General features: G+C 70.0%; 21 protein-coding genes and 1 riboswitch. Of the genes, 6 read left to right on the plus strand and 15 right to left on the minus strand.

The genetic code is table 11. The features are described 5' to 3' along the window. Positions 1-61: 61 nt before the first annotated feature. The 3 genes from KQY30_RS07885 to KQY30_RS07895 form a co-directional block, all read right to left on the minus strand. The gene (locus KQY30_RS07885) at positions 62-478 is read right to left on the minus strand and encodes a hypothetical protein (protein ID WP_217306226.1); all 417 of its coding nucleotides are present in this window, start codon (positions 476-478) and stop codon (positions 62-64) included. Between the two features lie 123 nt (positions 479-601). Further along, entirely contained in the window at positions 602-1,315 is a 714-nt protein-coding gene (locus KQY30_RS07890; protein WP_217306227.1) for an HAD family phosphatase, read from the minus strand. A gap of 225 nt (positions 1,316-1,540) precedes the next feature. Beyond that, entirely contained in the window at positions 1,541-2,530 is a 990-nt protein-coding gene (locus tag KQY30_RS07895) for an AfsA-related hotdog domain-containing protein (protein WP_217306228.1), read from the minus strand. A gap of 174 nt (positions 2,531-2,704) precedes the next feature. Between KQY30_RS07895 and KQY30_RS07900 the strand changes: the two genes are divergently transcribed. Continuing rightward, positions 2,705-3,367, plus strand: coding sequence for a ScbR family autoregulator-binding transcription factor (locus tag KQY30_RS07900; RefSeq protein ID WP_217306229.1), 663 nt, complete (start codon positions 2,705-2,707; stop codon positions 3,365-3,367). A gap of 300 nt (positions 3,368-3,667) precedes the next feature. Here the strand turns inward: KQY30_RS07900 and KQY30_RS07905 are convergent, their stop codons facing one another. Beyond that, positions 3,668-4,519: a transglycosylase SLT domain-containing protein gene (locus KQY30_RS07905; protein WP_217306230.1), complete on the minus strand. Its 852-nt coding sequence runs from the start codon at positions 4,517-4,519 to the stop codon at positions 3,668-3,670. 4 nt (positions 4,520-4,523) lie between these two features. Then, a riboswitch (cyclic di-AMP (ydaO/yuaA leader) is annotated at positions 4,524-4,678 on the minus strand. Positions 4,679-5,484: 806 nt separating this feature from the next. On the opposite strand from KQY30_RS07905, the gene KQY30_RS07910 reads away from it, so the two are divergent. Both KQY30_RS07910 and KQY30_RS07915 read left to right on the plus strand, forming a co-directional pair. Further along, the gene (locus tag KQY30_RS07910) at positions 5,485-6,393 is read left to right on the plus strand and encodes an SDR family oxidoreductase (protein ID WP_217306231.1); all 909 of its coding nucleotides are present in this window, start codon (positions 5,485-5,487) and stop codon (positions 6,391-6,393) included. Positions 6,394-6,442: 49 nt separating this feature from the next. Further along, the gene (locus KQY30_RS07915) at positions 6,443-6,817 is read left to right on the plus strand and encodes a hypothetical protein (protein WP_217306232.1); all 375 of its coding nucleotides are present in this window, start codon (positions 6,443-6,445) and stop codon (positions 6,815-6,817) included. Between the two features lie 47 nt (positions 6,818-6,864). Here KQY30_RS07915 and KQY30_RS07920 read toward each other — a convergent pair whose 3' ends face one another. Genes KQY30_RS07920 through KQY30_RS07935 form a run of 4 tightly spaced genes read right to left on the minus strand, consistent with a single transcriptional unit; the run spans position 6,865 to position 11,837 of the window. Beyond that, complete coding sequence (locus KQY30_RS07920; RefSeq protein ID WP_217306233.1) at positions 6,865-8,028, minus strand: XdhC family protein; 1,164 nt, start codon at positions 8,026-8,028, stop codon at positions 6,865-6,867. Further along, positions 8,021-10,225, minus strand: a complete 2,205-nt coding sequence (locus KQY30_RS07925) for a xanthine dehydrogenase family protein molybdopterin-binding subunit (RefSeq protein ID WP_217306234.1) — start codon at positions 10,223-10,225, stop codon at positions 8,021-8,023. Before KQY30_RS07925 ends, KQY30_RS07920 begins: the two co-directional genes overlap by 8 nt. Then, positions 10,222-11,214: a xanthine dehydrogenase family protein subunit M gene (locus tag KQY30_RS07930; protein WP_217306235.1), complete on the minus strand. Its 993-nt coding sequence runs from the start codon at positions 11,212-11,214 to the stop codon at positions 10,222-10,224. The genes KQY30_RS07925 and KQY30_RS07930 overlap by 4 nt, the downstream gene beginning before the upstream one ends. Beyond that, positions 11,211-11,837: a (2Fe-2S)-binding protein gene (locus KQY30_RS07935; protein WP_217306236.1), complete on the minus strand. Its 627-nt coding sequence runs from the start codon at positions 11,835-11,837 to the stop codon at positions 11,211-11,213. The genes KQY30_RS07930 and KQY30_RS07935 overlap by 4 nt, the downstream gene beginning before the upstream one ends. 259 nt (positions 11,838-12,096) lie before the next feature. On the opposite strand from KQY30_RS07935, the gene KQY30_RS07940 reads away from it, so the two are divergent. Further along, complete coding sequence (locus tag KQY30_RS07940) at positions 12,097-12,744, plus strand: TetR/AcrR family transcriptional regulator (RefSeq protein ID WP_254407013.1); 648 nt, start codon at positions 12,097-12,099, stop codon at positions 12,742-12,744. Between the two features lie 171 nt (positions 12,745-12,915). Here KQY30_RS07940 and KQY30_RS07945 read toward each other — a convergent pair whose 3' ends face one another. Then, positions 12,916-14,244 carry a class I SAM-dependent RNA methyltransferase gene (locus KQY30_RS07945; RefSeq protein WP_217306237.1) on the minus strand — a complete coding sequence of 443 codons (1,329 nt, stop codon included), beginning with the start codon at positions 14,242-14,244 and terminating at the stop codon, positions 12,916-12,918. Between the two features lie 114 nt (positions 14,245-14,358). Continuing rightward, complete coding sequence (locus KQY30_RS07950; RefSeq protein ID WP_217306238.1) at positions 14,359-16,500, minus strand: APC family permease; 2,142 nt, start codon at positions 16,498-16,500, stop codon at positions 14,359-14,361. A 371-nt stretch (positions 16,501-16,871) separates the two neighbouring features. Between KQY30_RS07950 and KQY30_RS07955 the strand changes: the two genes are divergently transcribed. Together KQY30_RS07955 and KQY30_RS07960 are read left to right on the plus strand one after the other, a co-directional pair. After that, on the plus strand, positions 16,872-17,540 hold the full coding sequence (locus KQY30_RS07955) for a TrkA family potassium uptake protein (RefSeq protein ID WP_046494400.1): 669 nt from the start codon (positions 16,872-16,874) through the stop codon (positions 17,538-17,540). Further along, positions 17,540-18,217: a TrkA family potassium uptake protein gene (locus tag KQY30_RS07960; protein WP_046494402.1), complete on the plus strand. Its 678-nt coding sequence runs from the start codon at positions 17,540-17,542 to the stop codon at positions 18,215-18,217. The genes KQY30_RS07955 and KQY30_RS07960 overlap by 1 nt, the downstream gene beginning before the upstream one ends. 175 nt (positions 18,218-18,392) lie before the next feature. On the opposite strand, the gene KQY30_RS07965 is transcribed toward KQY30_RS07960, so the two are convergent. The 5 genes from KQY30_RS07965 to KQY30_RS07985 all read right to left on the minus strand — a co-directional run bounded on the left by KQY30_RS07965 (position 18,393) and on the right by KQY30_RS07985 (position 23,737). Further along, the gene (locus tag KQY30_RS07965; RefSeq protein WP_254407014.1) at positions 18,393-19,202 is read right to left on the minus strand and encodes a DUF3159 domain-containing protein; all 810 of its coding nucleotides are present in this window, start codon (positions 19,200-19,202) and stop codon (positions 18,393-18,395) included. Between the two features lie 3 nt (positions 19,203-19,205). Further along, positions 19,206-19,592, minus strand: coding sequence for an OB-fold nucleic acid binding domain-containing protein (locus tag KQY30_RS07970; RefSeq protein ID WP_217306239.1), 387 nt, complete (start codon positions 19,590-19,592; stop codon positions 19,206-19,208). Positions 19,593-19,719: 127 nt separating this feature from the next. Then, complete coding sequence (locus tag KQY30_RS07975) at positions 19,720-20,409, minus strand: response regulator (RefSeq protein WP_046494406.1); 690 nt, start codon at positions 20,407-20,409, stop codon at positions 19,720-19,722. Between the two features lie 26 nt (positions 20,410-20,435). Then, a complete protein-coding gene (locus KQY30_RS07980; RefSeq protein ID WP_217306240.1) occupies positions 20,436-22,979 on the minus strand; it encodes a sensor histidine kinase KdpD in 2,544 nt (847 codons plus the stop codon). A gap of 95 nt (positions 22,980-23,074) precedes the next feature. Continuing rightward, positions 23,075-23,737 (minus strand): potassium-transporting ATPase subunit C, encoded by a 663-nt coding sequence (locus tag KQY30_RS07985; protein WP_217306241.1) that lies wholly within the window; start codon positions 23,735-23,737, stop codon positions 23,075-23,077. Positions 23,738-23,743 lie beyond the last annotated feature (6 nt).

Raw genomic sequence — 23,743 nt, forward strand, 5'->3', positions numbered from 1 at the left:
TGCCCGGTGGCGGGCACGCGACGGCCGCGGTGTCCGATGCCGGGCGCGGGCACCGCCGCCGCTATCCCGGGCGCCGGGGCCGCCAGGGGAGCCGGAGTCTGCGGCGGTAGCCGCGCGAGGGAAGCACGGGACCGGTCCCGCGGTACGGAGGGTCCTCGTCGAGATACGGTCCCGGGCCGTCGTCCGCCGGGGTACGCAGTGCCTCCTTGTCGTACTGGGTGGTGGCGATGACGTCGACGAGCTGTTCCTCGGTGAAGGTCTCGGAGCCCCGTACGTGCGGCACGAATCCGACGAGGACCCCGTCCTCCACGACCTCCGCCCGCAGGCCCAGCACCTCGTCCATGTCCCAGATCGCCTCACCGCCCTCGATGAGCACGATCTGCACACCGCACTGGTAGACGCCCAGGTGGGCCATATGGGCCATGACTCCCCGGGCCCGCAGTGAGGATACGAGACGGCCGGCGCGTTCCTCGTCCATCCGATGGCCACTCTCTGTGCGGTGACTTTGGGCGGATATGCCCCATCGGACTCATGGTAGGCCGTTTCCCCGGGAGGGCGAGTTCCGGGATTCCGGGGGGCTTCGGCGCTCCGGGGTCGCGGGTCAGCCGACGGCGGGCATGATGTCGAAGGAGACCTGGACGGGTACGCGGGCGCCGGTCCAGCCGCGTACCTCCGGTTCGTTCAGCGAGCGGACCCAGATGTCCACCAGCGCCACGATCTCCTCCCCAGGCCAGGGCCCGACGCCCACGACCCGCATTCCGGCCTGCGCGGCGGAGCGGATTCCGCAGGAGGAGTCCTCGACCGCCAGGGTGTCGACGGGCTCGGCGCCGCACAGCCGTGCGGCGGTCAGATAGACGTCCGGGTGCGGCTTGGGTCTGATCTCGCCCTCCGGTACGACGATGTGGTCGAAGCGGTCGAGCAGGCCGGCGGTGCCGAGGCAGGATTCGACGACTTCCCTCGGGCAGTTGCTGGCGACCGCGAGCGGGGCCAACTCGCTTGATTCCTCGACCAATTGGCGGGCGCCGGGCATGGTGAGCGGATTGTCGGCCACCAGGGCGCGGAAGTGCCCGAGCAGCAGCTCGGTCATGTCCTCGGTGAGTTCGGGGTGTCCCGCCTCTTCGGCCATGAGGCGGCCGCATTCGGTGTAGTGCAGCCCTTTGGCGCGCTCGGCGAAGCCCGGCAGGGGGGCGAAACCGTACTCGCGCAGCGCCTGAATTCGGGCGTCCTGCCAGTGGCATTCGGTGTCCATGAGGGTGCCGTCGCAGTCGAAGACGATGGCCGCTGGGGTCCAGGAAAGGATGCGATGAGCTGTCATCCGATTGTTCCGTTCAGAAGAGCCCGGTGAGCGGCAGCCCCGGCCGCCGCGACAGTGCGAAACACCGCGGGCACGCCGGCCACCCGCTGTCGGGCGGGCGCGATCCGGGCAGTCGCGGCCTTGTGGATAAGGCCGGTTGAGGCGACCACCCAAGAACATAACGATCGCTACGCTAGAGAGGAAAACTCTTCGTAGTCAAGTGACTTCGCAGAGTATTTTGAGCTTTTACCTGTAGCAGAGGGCACCAAAAGCCTTCTGTTCGCCGTCCTGCAGAAAACGGAACACACAGGTGTCGTGGTGGATCGCGCACATAATTCGAGCAGGCGGACTGTGTTCGACAAAGCGTGCTGCTTTGAGCCGGCCGCGGGCGGGGCGCAGCAAGGTGCCCCCGCTGTAGACGGCCACGGCCTGGCGGGCGGCTTCGAGCAGCATGATGCCGGGGACATGGTCCGTGGGGTGGTCGAAGAAGAACGGGTGCCGGGGATCGGCGGGGTCGACCAGAACGGCGGGGCCTTCGAGCGCCACGACGACATCGTGCGCGCCGGTCACTCCCAGATCGCGGACATCGGGGCGCGTCCGGGCATTCATTCCGGTCGGCGGCGCCGGGCGCATACGGCCGACCCGTACCGACTCGTACTGCGCGTCATTCAGGAACCGCGCACCGCCGCCGGCCCGCGCGAACGGCATTCCGTGGGCCATTCCGTGGGGCGGTATCGCGCGGGTCGCCGGTCCGGAGGCCGTGACTCCACGGGCCGCGATTCCGCAGGCCGAGAAGGAGACATGGAGCCGCATTCCGGTGATCGATCCGTCGGCGGCGGCGCGGCGTATGTCGTCCACCCGCACCTGACAGAGGACCCCGGTGGCGCCGGAGAGCGCCCGGGGTTCCGCGCGGAAGTCGATCTCGAAGAAAAGATCGGTGATGACGAGATGCATCGCCGGAGGGACATCGAAATAGCGGAGCGGGATATAGATCCCGAGCTGGCGCAGGGTTTCGACGATCACCAGCGGGCTGTGCAGATCGGCGCCGTCACGGGGGAAGGTCGGGTGGGACCGGGGCCAGGACGCGGCGGCTTCGAATCCGCCGTCCGGGGCCCGCCGCACGTCAGTGAGCAGCACCTCGGCCACGGAGTCCCGGTGCACCATCTCGCGGGCGACGGTGCGCGACCAGGACAGCGGCCGGACATCGTGCGCGATGTCGCCAACCGATATGCCCATGCGACAAGAACACCGCAATTCCCGCGGTTGCGCACCCCGGTCACGGCCCTGTACTCACGCCGGTCCGGGGGCCCGTACGCACCTTGGTCCGGGCCCCGCAAGCCCGCCGCGTACGGCGGGAAAAGCCGCTACATTGCCTGCTGTCATGCAACGGAACGGCAATCCGGAGTACACGTGCAGGTTCGGGCGGAGCAGGGGCGGGCGAAAACGACACGGAGGTTTCTGCTGGAAGCGGCGGCACATCTGTTCGACGAGCGGGGTTACGCCGGGACCAGCATCAGCGATATCAGCGAGCAGTCCGGCCGTACCAGCGGAGCGATCTACTTCCACTACGCCAGCAAGGAGAATCTCGCCCTGGCCGTGGTCGAGGCGCATTTCGCGAGCTGGCCCGAGCTGATCGAACGCCACCGCTCGCCGGAATTCCCGGCGCTGGAACGGCTGGTGGCGCTGAGTTTCGATGTGGCGAGAGCCTTCAGGGACGATGTCATCATCCGTGCCGGTGCCCGGCTCTGGGCAGAACGCGCCGCCATCGACGCCACATTTCCGAAGCCCTTCGTGGGCTGGCTGGAGACAGTCACCCAACTCCTTGAAGAAGCACGGCAGGAGGGGGAACTGGCGAATGGAATCACCCCGAAGGTCGCCGCGCACGGAGTCGTCTGCGCCTTCTTCGGACTGCACACCGTCTCCGACGCGCTGGAGGGGCGGCGGCATATCGAAGAAGGGCTGCACGATCTGTGGCTGCTGCTTCTGAGCGGCCTTCAGACGCACCCCGATCCGGCGGGGCTGCTGGCGCGGGTGCGGGGGCGCCCGGCCGGTGCCGAGACCACCGGAACATGACGAGACCCGCCCCGGCGGGAGCGCTTTCGCGATTCCCGGCCGGGGCAGGTCTCTGAGCGGCCCGGCAATGGTGCGTGACCCGACAATGCGTCAGGAATGACGCTGGTACGTCGGTAGGTGGCTAGGTCCTGTCCGGCGGATCTTCGTGGATCAGCCCGGGGCGGCTGGTGCGGTGGATCGCAAGGCGGAGGATCGTCCTCGTACTGGACGTACTTGGACGACTCCGACAACGCAGCGAGGTGCCGTGCCAGGCGTTCCGGGCCCGCGAAGATCCGCCGGACAGGGCCTAAGCCGGTACGGTCAGTACGGACCGTTCACATTGTCGATCGAACCGTACCTGTCGGCCGCGTAGTTGCACGCGGCGGTGATGTTGGCGACCGGGTCGAAACTGTCCATCGACGTACCGGGCACGTGATAGGCCTGGAATGTGGGGTCGATGACCTGGAGAAGGCCCTTGGAGGGCGTTCCGGCGGCGGCGTTGGAGTCCCAGTTGTTGATGGCCTGCGGATTGCCCGAGGACTCGCGCATGATGTTGCGGTAAATGCCGTCGTAGCTGCCGGGAATGCCGTTGGCCGCCATGACGTCCAGTGATTCCTTGATCCAGCCGTCGAGATCGTTGGTGTACGTCTTCTCGGCCGCCGGGGTGGCCTCGGTGACCGTACCGGCGGCATCGGCCGGCGCGTTCTCGGCGGTCGCGCTCTCGGCCGGCGCGTTCTCGGCGGTGGCGTTCTCGGCGGTCGTGGAGACGGCTTCTCCGGCGGTGGTGGAGCCGGCCGGTTCCTGCGACGCCGTCCGCGCGCCGAGGGTGAGCTTCATACCGGGGCGGATCAGCGCCGGATTTCCGCCGATGACGTCCCGGTTGTCCTCGTACAACTTCTTCCAGCCGCCGCTCACCGAATACCCGGCCGCGATACCGGAAAGCGAGTCCCCCGCGACCACGGAGTAGGTCTCCGGGCTCCCCTTCTCCGATGTTCCGGAGAGAGTGCCGGTGAGCGGCCGGGGGGCCTCGGCGGCGCTGTGCGCGGGTGCCGCCTGGGCGGCGGTCGCGGCCACGAACGGGAGCGCGAGTACGGCACCACCTGTGCCGACTGCGGCGAAACCACGGGCGAACGGACTGCTTCGGGGACGACGGTGCTTGGCCTTTGCGGGCATGACGAATTCCTCTCCGTCGCCTGCGAGGTGAGCTGTCGGGTTCGGGCTGGAGATGCCCGGCCGCGCTGTGTACACGGCTTCACCCCTAGCCGGTCCGGATTACGGACCGGCGACTTACCTGGGTCCCCCGCTCCTGCCGTGGATGAGTGGGTTCGGTTTCCGGACGACGGCAGGATTCGGCGGTCCGTCCGGATTGACGTGAACGTAGGCGGAACATCCGGCGGAAAACAAGACCTGAATTCACAACTCGCCCCGGGAAACCAATCCGTACGGGAATGAGCGGGTCACCCGGAGGGCATCCGGGAACTCAACTCTCTTTCCCCGTGAGCGAAATGGGGAAGGCGGCCGAAGCCGCCCCTCATGCCCATGTGACGCACATCATGGTGGCGATGGATTTCCTTACATCACAACACCGAACAGAGGATGACAAGTTGTCCTAATACCCCACAAATGAACCATAGGGAGAAAGTGGACAATTCACCATAATGGGCCGGGCTGTCCGGTCGCGTGCATGTGATCACAGCGGTGTGCACCCGACCCCACGCGCCCGCCGTACGGTCCGCGCGATACGGGCCGTCGGCGGTGAGAATGTGTCACATTCCGGGATAAAAGCGAATGGATCCTTGCGGGGTGGCGAGGTCGGCGCCACGGCGGGGCAGGGGGCCAGGGGGCTGTTGACAGTGATCAGCCACGGTGGCAATCATGGCGGCATGGGAGCGCTTCCATGAGCGCGCGAGCCAGCGTCGACTCGTGTGGGGTATCCCGCCCCCGTTCCCCCTCCTCCGTCCGCGGTCCCCCATGACCACCCCCCGGTCACACCAGTGCGCTCCGAAGCACTTCGAAGCACTCCGGACTCACGCCCACCGCCCCGGATCCACCACGCTTCACCAGCACAGCCGCGCCATGTCGCGCGCCTTGACGCCCCGACGATGCCGCAGGCACCAGAGCGGCGGAGAAGAGACGACATGCCTCGAAGGATTCTTGTGACCGGCGCCGGCGGCATGCTGGGGGCCGAGCTGATGACCACTCTGTCCGCCGTCGGCAACGAAGTGCTCGGCTGGTCCTACTCCCAGGACCACCCGAACTGCCGCCGTATGGAAGCCGGTTCGCGCCGGGATGTGGAGGCGTTCTTCGCGGAACAGCCCCTGGACGTCTGTGTCCACTGTGTGGCGAACGCCGATGTGCAGCAGTGCGAGGACGACCCCGGGATGGCCCGCCGGGTGAACGCCGAAACCACCAGGATCGTGGCGGAGCAGTGCGCCCGCCGCGGTGTGAAACTGGTGTACATCTCCACGGAGTACGTCTTCGACGGCACAGCCCCCGACGGGTACGAGGAAAAGGCCGCCCCGCTGCCGCTTCAGATCTACGGGGAGACAAAACGCGGCGGTGAACTCCACACGTCCCGGGTCCCCGACCATCTGATCGTGCGCCTTCCCGTGCTCTACGGGCAGCGGGTGCCGGGGCGCGGCCCGAACTGGACCGAGTCCGTCCTTCAGGCCCTCAGGAACGAAGTCTCCCTCGAACTGGACGACCGGCTCGTACGCCAGCCGACCTGGACGAGCGATGTGGCCCGCACGCTGGAGCGGGCCCTCGCCGCGGATCTCGGCGGCATCCTCCATGTGGCCGCCCAGGAAGGCGTGACGAAGTACGCCTGGGGCAGGAAGATCGCGGAAGCGGCGGGCCTTCCCCTCTCCCTGCTCCGGCCGTCGCGGGGACCGCGGACGGAGTCCGGCGCGCTCAGGCCGGCGCGACCGTGGCTGAGGACGGCCCGGCTGGAGCGGCTGGGGATCCGGCCGCCGGCCGGAGTGTCCGAGCAGGTCCTTCCTTATCTGCGGTCGATGGGAGCGATCGGGGCGACGCCCGCGCACCGGTAGTCGGAGCCGGAGGTCACCGGCGGCCGGGGCGCCGGTAGCCGGGGGCCCGGTGCCGGCACCGGCACCGGCACCGCACGACTATGTGCGCCGTACGCATCTCGACCGCATCCGCAGAAGGCTCGTGGAGACCGCGGCGGCCATTCCCGCGCGGTGGCGGCTCTCGAACGCGGCCGAAGTCCGGGTGAACGGCCTTCCCTTACGCGGAATGCTTCGGGTGGCCGACGCCTTGGCGGGCGACCGGGCGGCCCTGGAAATGCTGACGCCGGACCGGCTCGTCCGTACCCCTGGCGAGCCGCACCGGTTCCTCAAGATGCGGCTGGCCGAGGCCGCGCATGTGCAGTGTCATGCCCTTCCGAGCACCCCGCCGCCCACTCCGTGGAACAGCAGACCGTACGGCTGCGCGCAGGGGACCTACCAGTCCTGACCGTGCCCGACCGTCCCTGACCAGGCGCCCGCGGCAGGCCGAGCCGGTCACGCCGCCGCTCGTGGGCGGGTCCCGTCCGGCTGCCCGCCGTCCTGCTGCCTCCCGTCGACGTCATGGTGGATGAACGTCCCCGAGCCGGTCAGCGGGACCCCCGTCCCGCCCCGGCGCGCCGCGACGATCTCCGCCGCGATGGAGAGGGCGGTCTCCTCGGGCGTACGGCCGCCGAGGTCGAGGCCGATCGGCGAGCGCAGCCGGGCCAGGTCGGCGTCCGTGAGGCCCACTTCGCGCAGGCGGCGGTCGCGGTCCTCGTGGGTGCGGCGCGAACCCATCGCGCCGACGAACGCGACCGGCAGCCGCAGGGCCGTCTCCAGCAGCGGAACGTCGAACTTGGCGTCATGGGTGAGCACACACAGGACGGTCCGCTCGTCGGTCGGGGTGCACCGGAGATAGCGGTGCGGCCAGTCGACCACGAGGTCGTCGGCCTCGGGGAACCGGACCCGGGTGGCGAAGACCGGCCGGGCGTCGCACACGGTCACGTGGTACCCGAGGAACTTGCCCACCCGTACCAGCGCCGTCGCGAAGTCCACGGCGCCGAAGACGATCATCCGGGGCGGAGGCACCTTCGACTCCACGAACAGCGTCACACCGCCCGGGCAGTGCGACCCGTCCTCCGCGATCTCGACGGTGCCGGTGCGGCCGGTGTCCAGCATGGCGCGGGCCTGCGCCGCCGCTGTCCGGTCCAGTTCCGGATGTCCGCCGAGACCGCCCTCGTACGATCCGTCGGGATGTACGAGCAGCGCGCCGCCGAGCAGGCCGCCCGGGCCCCGGACCACCCGGGCGAGCGCCGCGGCCTCGCCCCGGTCCGCGGCCGAGACGCCGGCCCGGAACACCGGGGTGTCCGCGCGCACCGGCGTGACCAGGACGTCAATGACGCCACCGCAGGTGAGTCCCACCGCGAAGGCGTCCTCGTCGCTGTACCCGAACCGTTCGCGCACGGTCCGGCCGTCCTGGAGCGCCTGGGCGCACAGCTCGTACACCGCTCCTTCCACGCACCCGCCGGAGACGGAACCGATGGCGGTGCCGTCGCTGTCGACGGCGAGCGCGGCGCCGGGGTCGCGCGGCGCGCTGCCGTCGACGGCCACGACCGTCGCGACGGCGAAGTCCCGGCCCTCCTCGAACCAGCGGTTCAGCTCTCCGGCGAGATCAAGCACTTCCGGCCCCTTCCGCCGCCACGCTCCCGGTCTCCCGCGCCGCCGCGCGCCGGGCTTCGTCCGCCGCCTCCAGGACACGGTCCGGACGGATCGGCAGGTCCCGGTGGCGTACGCCCGTCGCGTGCCACACCGCGTTGGCGATCGCGGCGGCGACACCCACCACGCCGATCTCGCCGATGCCCTTGATCCCGACCGGGTCGTCGGGAACGGGATCGTCCACCCAGTCCGCCTCGATGAGCGGCACATCGGCATGCGCGGCGAAGTGATAGCCCGCGAGGTCGGCGCCGACATGCCCGCCGGAGGCCGTGTCCCTGACCGCCTCCTCGTGGAGGGCCATGGACAGCCCCCAGGTCATTCCCCCGATCAACTGGCTGCGGGCGGTGAGCGGGTTGACGATGGTGCCCGCGGCGTAGATGCCGAGCAGCCGTCGTACGCGTACCTCACCGGTGGTGACATCCACCGCGACCTCGGCGAACTGCGCTCCGAAGGAGTGCCGTTCCCGCTTCGCGAGGGCAGCGATGGCCTCGGCGGTGTTGGACCGGGCGGTGATCCCCTCGGGCGGAATGCCGCCTCCGAGGGCCAGTCGCTCCCGCAGCTCCTCCGCCGCGATGGTCACCGCCCACGCCCAGGACCGCGTGCCCATCGAGCCGCCGGCGAACACCGCGGGGCCGAGGTCGCTGTCCGCCATGCGCACGCGGACACGGTCCGGGTCCACGGCCAGCGCCTCCGCGGCGACCAGGGTCATCGCGGTCCGCGCCCCGGTCCCGATGTCCGTCGCGTTGATCCGTACGGTGAAGGTGCCGTCCGCCTCCGCGGTCACGGCCGCCGTGGACGGGCGGGCCCCCGACGGGTACGTGGCCGCCGCCGTTCCGGTCCCGAGCAGCCAGCGCCCCTCACGGCGCAGTCCGGGACGCGGGTCCCGGTCCGCCCAGCCGAATCTGCGGGCGCCCTCCTCGAAGCAGGCGAGCACATTGCGGCTGCTGAACGGCAGCCCGGACACCGGACCCGTCTCGGGTTCGTTGCGGGCGCGCAGCGCGATCGGGTCGATACCGCACTTCTCGGCGAGTTCGTCGAGGGCGGATTCGAGAGCGAAGGATCCCGGTGCCTCGCCCGGCGCGCGCATCCAGCCCGGGGTCGGCACATCGAGCCGTACGAGCCGGTGAAGGGTGTGATGCGCGTCGGCGTCGTACATCACGCGCCCCAGCACGGCGCTCGACTCGACGAATTCGTGCACGGTCGACGTGAGACTCGTAGACCGGTGGTCGAACGCGCGCAGCCGGCCATCGGCGTCGGCGCCGAGCCTGATCCGCTGTGCCGTGGGGCTGCGGTAGCCGACGAGGGAGAACATCTGACGGCGTGTCAGTACGACTCGGACCGGGCGGTGAAGGACGGTCGCGGCCATCACGGCAGCCACCTGGTGCGGGCTCAGACCTTTCGATCCGAAGCCGCCGCCGACGTGTTCGGACCGTACCCGTACGGAGGCCGGATCGAGGGAGAAGAGCTGCGCGAGTTCGGTCGCCACCCAGGTGCTGCCCTGGTTGGAGTCCACGACGTCGAGCCGGCCGCCGTCCCAGCGGGCCGTCGCCGCGTGGGGCTCCATCGCGTTGTGGTGCTCCTCCGGTGTCGTGTACTCCTCGTCCACGACGACGGCGGACAGGCCGAGCTGGGCCGCCACGTCGCCTATCTCGGTCTCAGCCCGGACCAGCGGGCTGTCCGCCGGTGTGTACGCGCCGGGGTGTCCGGCGAAGAACGCGGCGTCGTGCGGCTCCTCGTCGTACCGGACCACCAGCGCCTCGGCGGCCTCCCTGGCCTGCTCGGGCGTCTCGGCCACGACCAGCGCCACCGGCCAGCCCACAAAGGGCACGCGGTCGTGCTGGAAGAGCCCGAGGACCGGGTTCGGTCGTCCCACGACGCCGATGTAGTCGGTGTCGACGCGCGGCGCGTTGCCGTGGTGCAGCACGGTGAGGACACCGGGCATGGCCAGGACGGGGGTGTCCGCCACGGAGCGGATGTGTCCACGGGCCACGGTCGACAACACCAGCCAGCCGTGGGCGAGTTCGGTGAACGGTATCTCCCCGGCGTAGCGGGCCGCCCCGGTGACCTTGGCGCGGCCCTCCACCCGGGTACGGGCGGTGCCGAGGGCTCCCGTCACGGCGGTGGGCCGGGGCGTCGTGACCGGTGTGGTCGGCGGGGTCATCGGGAGGCCTCCTCGGTGAGACCGGTCAGCACGGCCACGATGAGATTGCGGGTCAACGGCACCTTGTATCCGTTCTGGGGAAGCGCCTCGGCCGCCGCCAGCTCGGCGTCCGCCGCGGCGGCGAACGCCTCCGCGGTCGCCGGGCCGCCGGTCAGCGCCCGCTCGGCGGTACGGGCCCGCCACGGCCGGGACGCGACCGCACCGAACGCGAGGCGCACTTCGCGTACGACACCGTCCTGGACGTCGAGCGCGGCGGCGAGCGAGCCGATCGCGAAGGCGTACGAGGCACGCTCGCGCACCTTCCGGTACCGGGAGTGGGCGGCGACCGGGGCCGGCGGCAGCGTGACGCCGGTGATCAGCGCGCCGGGCGGGAGGGCGGTCTCGATGTGCGGGGTGTCGCCCACGGGCCGGTAGAACTCGTCGATCGTCAACTCGCCGGGGCCGTCGGCCGTTTCGTACGAGATGACGGCGTCGAAGGCGGCGAGCGCGACGGCCATGTCCGAGGGGTGGGTGGCGACGCAGTGCCCGGAGGCGCCGAGGATCGCGTGGTTGCGGTGCTCCCCCGTGAGGGCGGGGCAACCGCTGCCGGGCGAACGCTTGTTGCACGGTTTGCTGAGGTCGGTGAAGTATCCGCAGCGGGTCCGCTGGAGCAGATTCCCGCCGACCGTGGCCATGTTGCGGAGCTGTCCCGAGGCGCCGGCCAGAACGGCCTGCGCCAACGCCGGGTAGTGACGGCGCACTTCGCGGTGGGCCGCGAGATCGCTGTTGGTGACGGTCGCGCCGACGCGCAGTCCGCTGTCGTGGCTGAACTCGACTTCGCCGAGCGGAAGTTCGCGCACATCGATGAGCAGCGAGGGCCTTTCCACGCCGGCCTTCATCAGATCGACGAGGTTGGTGCCGCCGCCGAGGAAGCGGGCGTCGGGGGCGGCGCCGAGCAGGGCGACCGCCGCGGAGACGTCGAGAGCACGTTCGTAGCCGAATTCCCTCATGCGGCAACCTCCTTGACGTCGGCGGGCTCGACATCTGCGGACTCGGCATCGGCGGCCTCGGCGGGCGCGATATCGGATTTCCCGGCCGTTGCCTCCGCCGCCCGTGCGACCGCCTGCACGATCGACACGTAGGCGCCACAGCGGCACAGGTTTCCGCTCATCCGCTCGCGTATCTCCTCGGCGGTGAGGGCGGGTGCCCCCGCTTCGGGCCGTACATCGTCGGTCACGGCACTCGGCCAGCCCGCCGCGTGTTCCTCGATCACCGCGATGGCCGAACAGATCTGCCCCGGTGTGCAGTAGCCGCACTGATAGCCGTCGAGTTCGACGAAGGCCTGCTGCACCGGATGCAGCCGGTCGCCGTCGGCCACGCCTTCGATGGTGGTGATCTCGCGCCCCTCGGCCGCGACCGCGAGCTGAAGACAGGAGACGGCCCGACGCCCATCGAGCAGCACCGTACAGGCACCGCACTGTCCCTGGTCACAGCCCTTTTTGGTACCGGTCAGATCAAGACGCTCACGCAGGGCGTCGAGCAGGGTGGTGCGGTGGTCGACGGGCAGCGTGTGCTTCTCGCCGTTGATGTTCAGGGTGATGGCACTGTGCGTGGTTGACGGGGCTGGGGCCATGATCAGCCTTCTTTCGCATTGCTGATGCGTGTCGAACGTGATCCCGGCAGACGGCACGGGATGGCGGGGGTGGGGGGAAGGCAGGGGGTGGGCGAACAGCGACAATGGGTACCGGTCGGCCGCACTGGCCGGATCCGCCGCTATGGTGGAGGCAAGCGGATAACTGTCCGGTTGCTATCGAACCTAGCGGACAGTTGTCCGGTTAGCAAGGCCGGGCTGTGCCGTGATTCCGGTTGACCGGATTCCGGAAGGAGGACGGGTGCGAGAAGAAGCGCGGGAAGAGAAGGGCGCGGCGCTGCGCTCGGACGCGCAACGGAATCGCGAGCGCATTCTGGAGGTCGCGCTGGACGAGCTGACGCGGGCCGCGGACGCACCGCTGAGCGTGATCGCGAAGAAGGCGGGCGTCGGTCAGGGCACGTTCTACCGCAACTTCCCCAACCGCGAGGCCCTCGTCATGGAGGTCTACCGCTACGAGATGCAGCAGGTCGCCGACACCGCCGCCCGGCTGCTCCGGACCCGCACGCCGGACCGGGCCCTGAGGGAGTGGATGGACCGCCTGGCCCAGTACGCCATGGCCAAGGCCGGTCTGGCCGACGCCCTGCGCAAGAGCACCAGCACACACGGCAGCCTGGCCCGGATCGGCTACTCCCCGGTGAGCCAGGCGGTCACGCTCCTGCTGAACGCGAACAAGGAAGCCGGCACGATCCGCCCGGACCTCACCCCCGACGACTTCCTGCTCGCCATCGCCGGCCTCTGGCAGATCGACCCCCACACCACCGACTGGCAACCCCGCGCCACACGGCTGCTGGACCTGGTGATGGACGGCCTGAGAACGGGCGCACGGGGAACGACCGGCCCGACGACGAACGAGCCCAAGACGGACGACCCGGAGGACGAGCGGCCCTGAGAGCCACGCCGCCCCGGCCGCTTCAGCGGTCTTGGCGCCGTCGGCCGGCGTCGACGCCGAGGACGAGGACAGGGTGGCCGGGGCGCGGCTCGGCGGACTCGGTCAGTGCGGCAGAGTCGGTCAGTACGGCGGACTCGGCCAGACTGGTGCGGCAATGAGCCTCTAGCTTGGTCAGACGCCCTTGGCGACAGGCTCAAGGATCGCCACGCACTCCACGTGGTGCGTCATCGGGAACAGGTCGAAGGCCCGCAGAGTGCGCGGGCGGTAGCCGGACTCCCGGAAGTACGCCAGGTCTCGGGCCAGGGCTGCCGGGTCGCAGGCCACGTACGCGATGCGGCGGGCGCCCAGGCGGGCGAGTTGGGTGACGGTCTGTTTGCCGGCGCCCGCGCGGGGCGGGTCGAGGACGATCAGGTCCGCCTCGGTGATCCGGGTGCGGGGGAGCACCTGGTCGACCTTGCCCTGTTCGATACGGACGCGGGGGAAGTCCTGGAGGTTGTGCCGGGCGTCCTCCACCGCGCGCTTGCCGGACTCGATGCCCAGGACCGCGCCGGTCTCCCCCACCCGCTCCGCGATCGCCCCGGCGAACAGCCCGACGCCGCAGTAGAGATCGAGCGCCGTCTCGCCCTTCCTCGGCATCAGCCCCTGCATCACGGCCTCGACAAGAAGCTGCGGAGCCTGCGGGTGCACCTGCCAGAAGCCGCCCATGCCGACGCGGTACGTACGGCCGTCGGCCCGCTCGCGTACGAAGTCGCGGCCGTGCACCCGGTGCACTCCCCCGTCGCGCTCCTCGACCCGCAGTACGGAAACCGGCCGGTCCAGTTCGACCAGCGGCAGCCGACCGCCCTCGCGCGGGGTGAGGATCACCTGCCGGTCGCCGGAGCCCGACGCGGCGATCGCCTCGACCGTGGCGATCCCCGGCCATTCGCGCCGCTCGACGCCCAGTTCGCTGACGCCCTCGGTGGCGATCAGGCAGTGCTCGACCGGCTCCACCTCGTGCGAGCGGTGCCGCCGCAGCCCCGCGCGCCCCCGCTCGTCGACCGCGTACTGCACACGGGAGCGCCACGCGGGCACCTCGCCCGTCGGCAGCTTGTCGCCGGGCGCGGGCACGACCGTACCGTCCCAGCCCGCCTCCTCCGGGGTGAGGCCCGCGATCCTGCGGAGCTGCTCGGCGATGACCTCGCCCTTGAAGCGCCGCTGCGCACCCGGCTTGGCGTGCTGCCAGTCGCAGCCGCCGCAGCGGCCGGGACCGGCGTACGGGCACGGCGCCTCGACCCGGTCCTTGGAGGCGTCGATGATCTCCACCGCGTCGGCGCGGAGATAGCGGGAGTCCGGGCCGCCCTCGGTCACCCGGGCGCGGACCCGTTCGCCGGGCAGGGCGTGCCGTACGAACAGCACCCGGCCCTCTTCGGTGCGGGCGACGCAGTGGCCTCCGTGTGCGACGGGGCCCACCTCGACCTCGTACTCCTCCCCGACCAGCGAAGCCTGCGGTTCTGTGTGCATGACGGGGTGGCTCCAAAGGATCAAGGTGTCAAGGGTTTACGGGTACGCAAGTCAAGAGGTACGGCGGAACGCCAGCCCACCAGTCTACGTGCGTGTCAGGGCCGCGCCGACCGCTCAGCGCTTCGTCCCGCTACCCGTACCGCTCCCCGTCCCGCTCCCCGACGCGGACCCACTGCCCGGCGCCTTCGTACCCGTACCCGTACCGGCACCTGCACCACCGCCCGTGTCCCCCGGCCGCGCGTCCACAGGTCCCCGCCGGACCGCGCCCGGCGCCACGTACACGCGCCGCTTCTTCGCCCGCTGCTTCGCCAGTTCCGAGGATTCGAGCTGGTACGGCACCGAGGTCACCATGACCCCCGGTGTGAAGAGCAGCCGCCCCTTGAGCCGCAGCGCGCTCTGGTTGTGCAGCAGGTGCTCGTACCACCGGCCGACCACATACTCCGGGATGTAGACACTGATCGCGTCCCGGGGATTCTCGGTCCGCAGGCCGCGTACGTACTCGATGACCGGCCGGGTGATCTCGCGGTACGGCGAATCGAGGATCTTCAGCGGCACATTGATGCCACGCCGCTCCCACTCGTCCTTGAGCGCCTTCGTCTCGGCCGGATCGACACTGATGCTGAGGGCCTCCAGGGTGTCCGAGCGCATGAGCTTGGCGTACGCGAGCGCGCGCAGCGTGGGCTTGTGGACCTTGGAGACCAGCACGATGGAGTGCACCCGGGACGGCCGCACGCTGTCGTCGGAGGGCCCCTCGGCGGCGGCGATCTCGTCGGAGACCCGGTCGTAGTGCTTACGGATCGCGGTCATCGTCCCGTAGAAGATGACCATGCCGAGCAGCGCGACCCAGGCGCCGTGTGTGAACTTGGTGGCGAGGACGACGATCAGCACCAGGCCCGTGAAGAAGGCGCCGAAGGTGTTGATCGCCCGGGAGCGGATCATGTGGCGGCGCTTGGCCGCGTTCCGCTCGGTCTTGAGATGTCGGTTCCAGTGCCGGACCATGCCGGTCTGGCTCAGGGTGAACGAGACGAAGACGCCGACGATGTAGAGCTGGATCAGCCGGGTGGAGTCCGCGCCGTACAGCCCCACCAGCAGGGCGGCGGCGCCGGCCAGCAGCACGATGCCGTTGGAGAAGGCCAGCCGGTCGCCGCGGGTGTGCAACTGCCGTGGCAGATAGCGGTCCTGGGCGAGGATCGAGCCGAGGAGCGGGAAGCCGTTGTACGCGGTGTTCGCGGCCAGGAAGAGCACGAGCGCGGTGGCCGCGGCGAGCAGGACGAAGAAGAAGGTGCCGTCCCCGAAGACGGCGGCGGCGACCTGGGAGATCACCGGGTTCTGCACATAGTCCGAGCCGACCGGCACACCGTTGCGGAGCAGATCCGTGCCCGGCGACTCCGCCATCTTCACATCGGTGGCCATGGCCAGGCCGATGATGCCGCAGAACATGGTGACGGCGAGGCCGCCCATCAGGGCGAGCGTGGTCGCCGCGTTCTTGCTCTTCGGCTTGCGGAAGGCGGGCACGCCGTTGCTGATCGCCTCGACGCCGGTCAGCGCGGCACAGCCGGAGGAGAAGGCCCGTAGCAGCAGGAAGACCAGCGCGAAGCCGGCCAGCCCCTGTTCCTCCGGCTTGATCTGGAAGCCGGCCGTCGGTGCCCTCATGGTGTCGCCGAAGGCGAGTCCGCGGACCGCCCCCCAGACGATCATGATGAATACGGCGCCGACGAAGACATACGTCGGAATCGCGAAGAGCTTGCCGGACTCCCGGACACCGCGCAGGTTCATCAGCGTCAGCAGCACGATTATCGCGATGGCACAGAGGACCTTGTTCTCCACGACGAACGGGATCGCGGAGCCGAGGTTCTCCACCCCGGAGGAGATCGACACGGCCACGGTGAGCACGTAGTCGACCAGCAGGGCGCTGGCGACGGTGAGTCCGGCCTTGGGGCCGAGGTTGGTGGTGGCCACCTCGTAGTCGCCGCCGCCGCTCGGGTACGCGTGCACGTTCTGCCGGTACGAGGCCACGACCGTGAACATCAGGACCACGACGGCCACCGCGATCCACGGGCTGAAGTGGTAGGCCGACACACCCGCGATGGACAGGACGAGGAGGACCTCTCCTGGCGCGTACGCCACCGAGGACAGCGGGTCGGAGGCGAAGACGGGCAGCGCGATGCGTTTGGGGAGGAGCGTTTCCCCAAGTCTGTCGCTACGCAGCGCCCGCCCGATGAGAATCCGTTTGGGCACGTCGGTCAGTTTGGACACGACAGGATGCTATGCGCTCGCACGGTGGCCCGTGAGGGCAGCACCCCCTCTTCTCCTGCCGCTCCCCTTCTTGTCCTGCGCTCTTCGCCGAAGGCTCTCCGGCCCAGGGGACCCGGGCCGGAGGGCCTCCGGCCCGGGTCTCCCGCCGCGCTCCCGCCGCGCTCCTGTCGCGCTCCCGCCGGGCCGGGCCCGGCCTCTTGCCGAGCCGGGCCCCCACGTGGATGACTGGATTGTCACCCCTGCCGCATAAGCTCGACTCGGGGGACCGTCGTATACGGTGTCCCGCTGGATGCCCGGCAGGTCGAAAAGGAAGAGTGAACAGGGTGTTTTCGCAGGTCAGCAAGGCGACCAGGAGTGCGGGGTAAGTCCACGTGCACATCGTCATCATGGGCTGCGGCCGGGTGGGAGCCGCACTCGCGCAGACCCTGGAGCAACAGGGGCACACCGTCGCCGTCATCGACCAGGACCCCACCGCGTTCCGCCGGCTCGGCTCGGGTTTCGGCGGCCGCCGCGTCAACGGGGTCGGGTTCGACCAGGACACCCTGCGCGAGGCCGGGATCGAGGAAGCCGGCGCCTTCGCCGCCGTGAGCAGCGGGGACAACTCGAACATCATCGCGGCGCGGGTCGCCCGCGAGATGTTCGGCATAGAGAATGTCGCCGCCCGGATCTATGACCCGCGGCGGGCCGAGGTCTATCAGCGCCTCGGTATCCCGACCGTGGCGACGGTCCGCTGGACCGCCGACCAGATGCTGCGCCGGCTGCTGCCGTCGGGCGCGGAGCCGCTGTGGCGGGACCCGAGCGGCGGGGTGCAACTGGCCGAGGTGCATACGGCACCGAGCTGGATCGGCCACAAGATCAGCACGCTTCAGGAGGAGACCGGGGTGCGCGTCGCGTTCCTCACCCGGCTCGGCGAGGCGATGCTGCCGACGTCCCAGACCGTGCTTCAGGAGGGCGATCTCGTCCACGTGATGATGCGCACGGACGATATCGAGAAGGTCGAGGCGGCATTCGCCGAGGGCCCGGACGGAGGCGGGAACTGATGCGGGTCGCGATTGCCGGGGCAGGCGCGGTGGGCCGTTCCATCGCGGGCGAGCTGCTGGAGAACGGACACGAGGTGCTGCTGATCGACAAGGCGCCGACCGCGATCTCGGTGGAGCGGGTACCGCTGGCCGAGTGGCTGCTTGCCGATGCCTGCGAGATCACCTCGCTGGACGAGGCGGCGCTCCAGCGCTGCAATGTCGTGATCGCCGCAACCGGGGACGACAAGGTCAATCTGGTCGTCTCGCTGCTCGCCAAGACGGAGTACGGCGTGCCGCGGGTGGTGGCCAGGGTCAACAACCCCAAGAACGAATGGCTGTTCAACGAGGCCTGGGGGGTCGATGTCGCGGTGTCCACGCCACGGCTGATGTCGGCGCTGGTGGAGGAGGCGGTGAGCGTCGGCGATCTGGTGCGTCTGCTGCGCTTCAGCCATGGCGACGCCAACCTGGTCGAGCTGACGCTGCCGCCGGAGTCGGCCGTGACGGGCACGCTGGTGGGCGATGTGATCTGGCCCGAGGACACCTCGCTGGTGACGATCATCCGCGGTACGCGCGTACTCACGCCGAGTCCGGAGGAGACGCTGGAAGCGGGCGACGAGCTACTGTTCGTGGCGGCGCAGGCCCGTGAGGAGCAGTTGGAGGACCTGCTGTCGGTACGCAGGGAGGACGCGGCGGGCTGAGCAACCGGCGCGGCGGGCTGACGTCGGCCGCGTGAGCGTCGGCCGCGCCCGGAGTACGCACGTACGTCGCCTGCTCACGCGCGTAACAAGAAAGGGCCCGGCACCTGGATACGGAGCCGGGCCCTTGCCGCTCTTGAACGGCCGCTCTTGGATGCCGGGTCGGCCGGATGCCGGGTCAGCGCTCGCGGCGGTGGCTCGTCGGGCCGTTCGGGGTGGTGACGGCCGCGGCCTTGCGGGCCCGCTCCGCCTCCTCCTCCGCCTCCATCTCGGCGAAGACATCGATCGGCGGCGGCGCCTTCGCCAGGAACACCCAGGTCAGATAGACCGCCAGCAGGAACGGCGGGATCTTCAGCGTGATCAGCACCCAGCCGAGCTGTGTCGTATCGGCCCACAGGTAGAGCGGGAACAGGATCGCGCACTTGGCGAGCAGGATCAGCCCCCACGCCCAACTCGCCTTCGCGTACGCGGTCTTGCGGCCCGGATTGCGTGTCCGCCAGGAGAGGTTCTCCTTGAAGACCGGGCCCAGGATCAGCCCGATCAGCGGCACGCCCGCCAGCGTCGTGATGATGTACGCGAGCGACAGCCCCAGCGTGTAGAGCATGCCCGGCAGATAGAAGTCCTTCGCGTTGCCGGTCATCATCGCGAAGACCACGCCGAAGGCCACCCCGAAGACCCCGCTGAACGCGTGCTTGACGGTGTCCCGGCGGATCAGCCGGACCACGACGAGCAGCAGCGAGACCGCGAGCGCGGCGATCGCCGAGGTGTGCAGGTCCTGGTTGATGGTGAAGATCGTGACGAAGAGCAGGCCCGGCAGTACGGTCTCCACCATGCCGCGCAGGCCCCCGAAGGCCTCGAACAGCGCCGCCTCGGTGACGGCTTTCGCGTCACCGTCCGGGCTGTCCGGGCCGTCAGGACCTTCGGGTGAGGCACCGGAGACGGAGGCGCTGGAAACGTTCGAGGCGGCGGGCTTGTCGGGTGACGTCACCGGCTACTCCTGTCCGAGCGGTCGGAGTTCGTATTTGGGATTGAACAGCACCCGCCGACCGTGGCTCAGGGAGATCCGGCCGGAGGCGATCAGTCTGCGGCCCGGCTCTATGCCCATGATGGAGCGCCGGCCCAGCCACACCACGTCCAGCGGCGCGGTGCCGTCGAACAGCTCCGCCTCCAGCGCGGGCACTCCGGCCCGCGGACGCAGGGTGACCGTCCGCAACGTACCAGTCACCCGGACGATCTGGCGGTCGTTGCAGTCGGAGATCTTCGTGCACCCCGACGCCTGCGCGTCCTCCCGCAGCTCCTCGGACTCCAGATCCTCCTGGGAGCTGGACAGCCGGTCGAGCATCCGGCGGAAGCGGCCGGTCGGCTTCTCAGCACTCATGGTTAGAGCGTACCGGGGCGAGGGGCCACCGGATCCAGGGGCGCGGGATCCGGACCGGCTCCGGAGCGGGACCGGATCAACTCGCTCCGGAGCGGGGTACGGACCGGTGCCCCCGGAGCGGTCCGGATCAGCGCTCGAAGCGGTAGCCCATGCCCGGCTCGGTGACGAAGTGCCTGGGGTGCGAGGGATCCGTCTCCAGCTTCCGGCGGAGCTGGGCCATATAGACCCGCAGGTAGTTGGTCTCCGTGCCGTACGAGGGCCCCCAGACCTCCTGGAGGAGCTGTTTCTGGCTGACCAGCCGTCCCGTGTTGCGTACGAGCACCTCCAGCAGGTGCCACTCGGTCGGGGTGAGCCGTACGTCCCTGCCCTCGCGGTGCACCTTCTTGGCGGCCAGGTCCACGGTGAAGCCCTCGGTCTCGACGACCGCGGTCAGGTCGTCGCCGTCCCCGCCGACCGGCTCGGCCCGCCGGACCGCGGCGCGCAGCCGGGCCAGCAGCTCGTCCATGCCGAAGGGCTTGGTCACATAGTCGTCGGCGCCGGCGTCCAGCGCCTCGACCTTCTCGTCGGAGGTGTGGCGGGCCGAGAGCACCAGGATCGGGACCCGGGTCCAGCCGCGCAGCCCCTTGATGACCTCGACCCCGTCCATGTCGGGCAGCCCGAGGTCGAGCACGACGACGTCGGGGTGGCGCGCGGCGGCGAGTTCGAGCGCGCCGGCCCCGTCGGAGGCCGCGTCCACCTCGTACTTCCGCGCCCTGAGGTTGATCACCAGGGCGCGTACGATCTGCGGCTCGTCGTCGACCACGAGCACCCGCGTCATAGCGGTCCGCCTTTCTGCTGTCCCGGTCATGAGCTGATCCGGGCCGGTGGTTCGCGGCGCACCGGGGCGATCCCGGCCGCCGCTGTGAGGGTGAGAACCATGGTCAGGCCGCCGCCGGGGGTGTCCTCGGCGGTGAGGGTGCCGCCCATCGCGTCGACGAAGCCGCGTGCGACCGCGAGCCCGAGGCCGACCCCGGCACCGCGCGGCGCGTCGCCGTGGCGCTGGAAGGGCTCGAAGATCCGTTCCTTGGCGTCCTCGGGAACACCGGGGCCGCGGTCGACGACCCGTACCTCGACCCGGTCCCCCAGCGCGCTGGCGGCGACGGTGACCTTCTTGGCGTCGGGGCTGTACTTGACGGCGTTCTCGACGATATTGGCGACCGCGCGCTCCAGCAGGCCCGGGTCGACGGCGACCATGGGCAGCGACTCGGGGATGTCCAGCTCCACGCTGTCCTCCGGTACGCCGCCGAGCGCCATCGGAACCACCTCATCGAGGTCGATCTCCCGGATCAGCGGGGTGACGGTGCCGGTCTGGAGCCGGGACATGTCAAGGAGATTGCCGACGAGATGGTCGAGCCGGTCGGCTCCGTGCTCGATGCCTTCGAGCAGCTCCGCCCGGTCCTCCTCGGACCATTCGACGTCGTCGGAGCGGAGCGAGGATACGGATGCCTTGATCCCTGCCAGCGGGGTCCGCAGATCGTGGCTGACGGCCGCGAGCAGGGCCGTACGGATACGGTTCCCCTCGGCCAGTTCACGGGCCTGCTCCGCCTCCCCCACCAGGCGCTGCCGGTCCAGTACGACGGCGGCCTGCGCGGCGAAGGCGGCGAGCACCCGGCGGTCCTCGGCCGGCAGCACCCGGCCGGAGAGCGCCAGCGCCATGTGGTCGCCGACCGGCATGTCGACATCGGCCGACTCCGGGCGGTCGACGGGCCGCGGTCCGACACTGCCCGCGCAGGTCCAGGGGTCGACATCGCTCTTGCGTTCGAGCAGCGCCACGGACTCCATGGAGAAGGTCTCCCTGACCCGCTCCAGCAGCGCGTCCAGCGTGGTCTCGCCGCGCAGCACACTGCCAGCGAGGAAGGAGAGGATCTCGGACTCGGCTCTGAGCCGGGCCGCCTGATGGGTACGGCGTGCCGCCAGGTCGACCACCGACGCCACCGACACGGCCACCGCGAAGAAGATCACGATGGCGACCAGGTTCTTGGGGTCCGAGATGGTCAGGGTGTGGGTGGGCGGCGTGAAGTAGAAGTTGAGCAGCAGCGAGCCCACCGCGGCGGAGGCGAGCGCCGGCCGCAGCCCGCCCAGCAGCGCCGACATCACGGTCAGGAAGAGGAAGAGCAGGACATCGTTGGCGAGCCCCGGCGAGTTGCCCACCATGGACAGCAGCAGCGAGAGCAGCACGGGCGCGACGACCCCGGCCAGCCAGCCCCAGATGATCCGGGAGCGGCCGAGCCTGGCCCCGCGCGCCACCGGCAGCCCGCGGCCCTTGGCGGCCTCCTCGTGCGTGACGATGTGCACGTCCAGATCCGGGCCGGACTCCCGGGCGACGGTGGCGCCGACGCCGGGGCCGAAGATGTACTGCCAGGTCTTGCGGCGGCTGGAGCCCAGCACGATCTGGGTGGCGTTGACCCCGCGCGCGAACTCCAGCAGCGCGGAGGGGACGTCGTCGCCGATGACATGGTGGAAGGTGCCGCCGAGATCCTCGACCAGGGTGCGCTGGACGGCCAGCTCCTTGGGCGAGGCGGCGGTCAGGCCGTCGCTGCGGGCTATGTAGACGGCGAGGATCTCGCTGCCGGAGCCCTTGGCGGCCATCCTGGCGGCGCGGCGGATGAGCGTACGCCCCTCCGGGCCGCCGGTGAGGCCGACGACGATGCGTTCGCGGGCCGACCAGGTGGTGCGGATGTTGTGCTCGCCCCGGTACTGCTGGAGGTATTCGTCGACCCGGTCGGCGACCCAGAGCAGGGCCAGTTCACGCAGCGCGGTGAGATTGCCCGGCCTGAAGTAGTGGGAGAGCGCGGCGTCCACCTTGTCGGGTTTGTAGACATTGCCGTGCGCCAGCCGTCGGCGCAGGGCCTGGGGCGACATGTCGACCAGTTCGATCTGGTCGGCCCGCCGGACGATCTCGTCGGGAACGGTCTCCTGCTGCCGTACACCCGTTATCGATTCGACGACGTCACCGAGTGACTCCAGATGCTGGATGTTGACGCTGGAGACGACCTCGATGCCCGCCTTGAGCAGTTCCTCGACGTCCTGCCAGCGCTTGGCGTTGCGCGAGCCGGGCACATTGGTGTGCGCCAGCTCGTCGACGAGGGCGACGGCCGGGCGGCGCTCCAGCACCGCGTCGACATCCATCTCGGTGAAGGTGGTGCCGCGGTACTCGATGGACCGGCGGGGCACTTCTTCGAGGCCGTGCAGCATGACCTCCGTACGGGGCCGGTCGTGGTGCTCGACGAAGGCCACGACGCAGTCGGTGCCCCGCTCGACCCGGCGGTGCGCCTCGGAGAGCATCGCGTACGTCTTCCCGACGCCCGGTGCCGCGCCCAGATAGATACGAAGCTTGCCGCGTCCCATGGCCCCATTGTCTTCCAGAAGAGCCACCGCGTCCGACACGGTGGCGACCTTGGTCCCGGTACGGACATCTCCGTACCGGGACCGGTGTACGAAGGTCAGCCGGCCAGCTCTTTGAGCGCGATGTTGAGCTGAAGGACATTGACCCGGGGCTCGCCCATGAAGCCGAGGATCCGGTCCTGGGTGTTGTCGTCGACGAGCTTCTCCACCTGCTCGACGTCCAGGTGGTTCTTCTCGGCGACGCGGTGCGCCTGGAGTTCGGCGTACTCGGGTGAGATGTGCGGATCCAGGCCCGAACCGGAGGAGGTGACGGCGTCGGGGGGCACGTCCTGGGGCCTGACCCGGTAACCGGGGGTGGAGTTGTCCTTCACCACGGCGGCCTTGGCGTCCTTGACCCACTGGATCAGTTCCTCGTTGTCGCCGGAGCGGTTGGTGGCCCCGGAGAGTATGAGCTTGTACTGGGTGTTGACGCTGTTGCTGCCCAGGCCGTTGGACGGGCGGGGCTGGAACCACTTCAGGTCCGGCTCCGGGGTGTCCTGGCCCTCCTTGAGCGGCAGGTCGTACCGCTGCCCGATGAGCGAGGACCCGACCACCGTGCCGTTCCGGGTGACCTCGGAGCCGTTGGCCTTGCCCGGGAAGAGGCCCTGGGCGACGCCGGTGACCGCGAGGGGGTAGAGGACGCCGCAGAGGACGGTCAGGACCAGCAGGGCGCGCAGCCCGGCGCCGAGCAGCCGTGCGGTGTTTCCTACGGAGTTGTTCATGGCGTG

Origin of the sequence: Streptomyces sp. GMY02 (assembly GCF_019056675.1) — a bacterium.
Lineage (GTDB): Bacteria > Actinomycetota > Actinomycetes > Streptomycetales > Streptomycetaceae > Streptomyces > Streptomyces odonnellii.

Bases quoted from the DNA above. Each gene is read 5' to 3' on its own strand.
- KQY30_RS07885 (WP_217306226.1), bottom strand. From the start codon at position 478: ATGGACGAGGAACGCGCCGGCCGTCTCGTATCCTCACTGCGGGCCCGG.
- KQY30_RS07890 (WP_217306227.1), bottom strand. From the start codon at position 1,315: ATGACAGCTCATCGCATCCTTTCCTGGACCCCAGCGGCCATCGTCTTC.
- KQY30_RS07895 (WP_217306228.1), bottom strand. From the start codon at position 2,530: ATGGGCATATCGGTTGGCGACATCGCGCACGATGTCCGGCCGCTGTCC.
- KQY30_RS07905 (WP_217306230.1), bottom strand. From the start codon at position 4,519: ATGCCCGCAAAGGCCAAGCACCGTCGTCCCCGAAGCAGTCCGTTCGCC.
- KQY30_RS07910 (WP_217306231.1), top strand. From the start codon at position 5,485: ATGCCTCGAAGGATTCTTGTGACCGGCGCCGGCGGCATGCTGGGGGCC.
- KQY30_RS07925 (WP_217306234.1), bottom strand. From the start codon at position 10,225: ATGACCCCGCCGACCACACCGGTCACGACGCCCCGGCCCACCGCCGTG.
- KQY30_RS07930 (WP_217306235.1), bottom strand. From the start codon at position 11,214: ATGAGGGAATTCGGCTACGAACGTGCTCTCGACGTCTCCGCGGCGGTC.
- KQY30_RS07935 (WP_217306236.1), bottom strand. From the start codon at position 11,837: ATGGCCCCAGCCCCGTCAACCACGCACAGTGCCATCACCCTGAACATC.
- KQY30_RS07945 (WP_217306237.1), bottom strand. From the start codon at position 14,244: ATGCACACAGAACCGCAGGCTTCGCTGGTCGGGGAGGAGTACGAGGTC.
- KQY30_RS07960 (WP_046494402.1), top strand. From the start codon at position 17,540: ATGCGGGTCGCGATTGCCGGGGCAGGCGCGGTGGGCCGTTCCATCGCG.
- KQY30_RS07970 (WP_217306239.1), bottom strand. From the start codon at position 19,592: ATGAGTGCTGAGAAGCCGACCGGCCGCTTCCGCCGGATGCTCGACCGG.
- KQY30_RS07975 (WP_046494406.1), bottom strand. From the start codon at position 20,409: ATGACGCGGGTGCTCGTGGTCGACGACGAGCCGCAGATCGTACGCGCC.
- KQY30_RS07980 (WP_217306240.1), bottom strand. From the start codon at position 22,979: ATGGGACGCGGCAAGCTTCGTATCTATCTGGGCGCGGCACCGGGCGTC.
- KQY30_RS07985 (WP_217306241.1), bottom strand. From the start codon at position 23,737: ATGAACAACTCCGTAGGAAACACCGCACGGCTGCTCGGCGCCGGGCTG.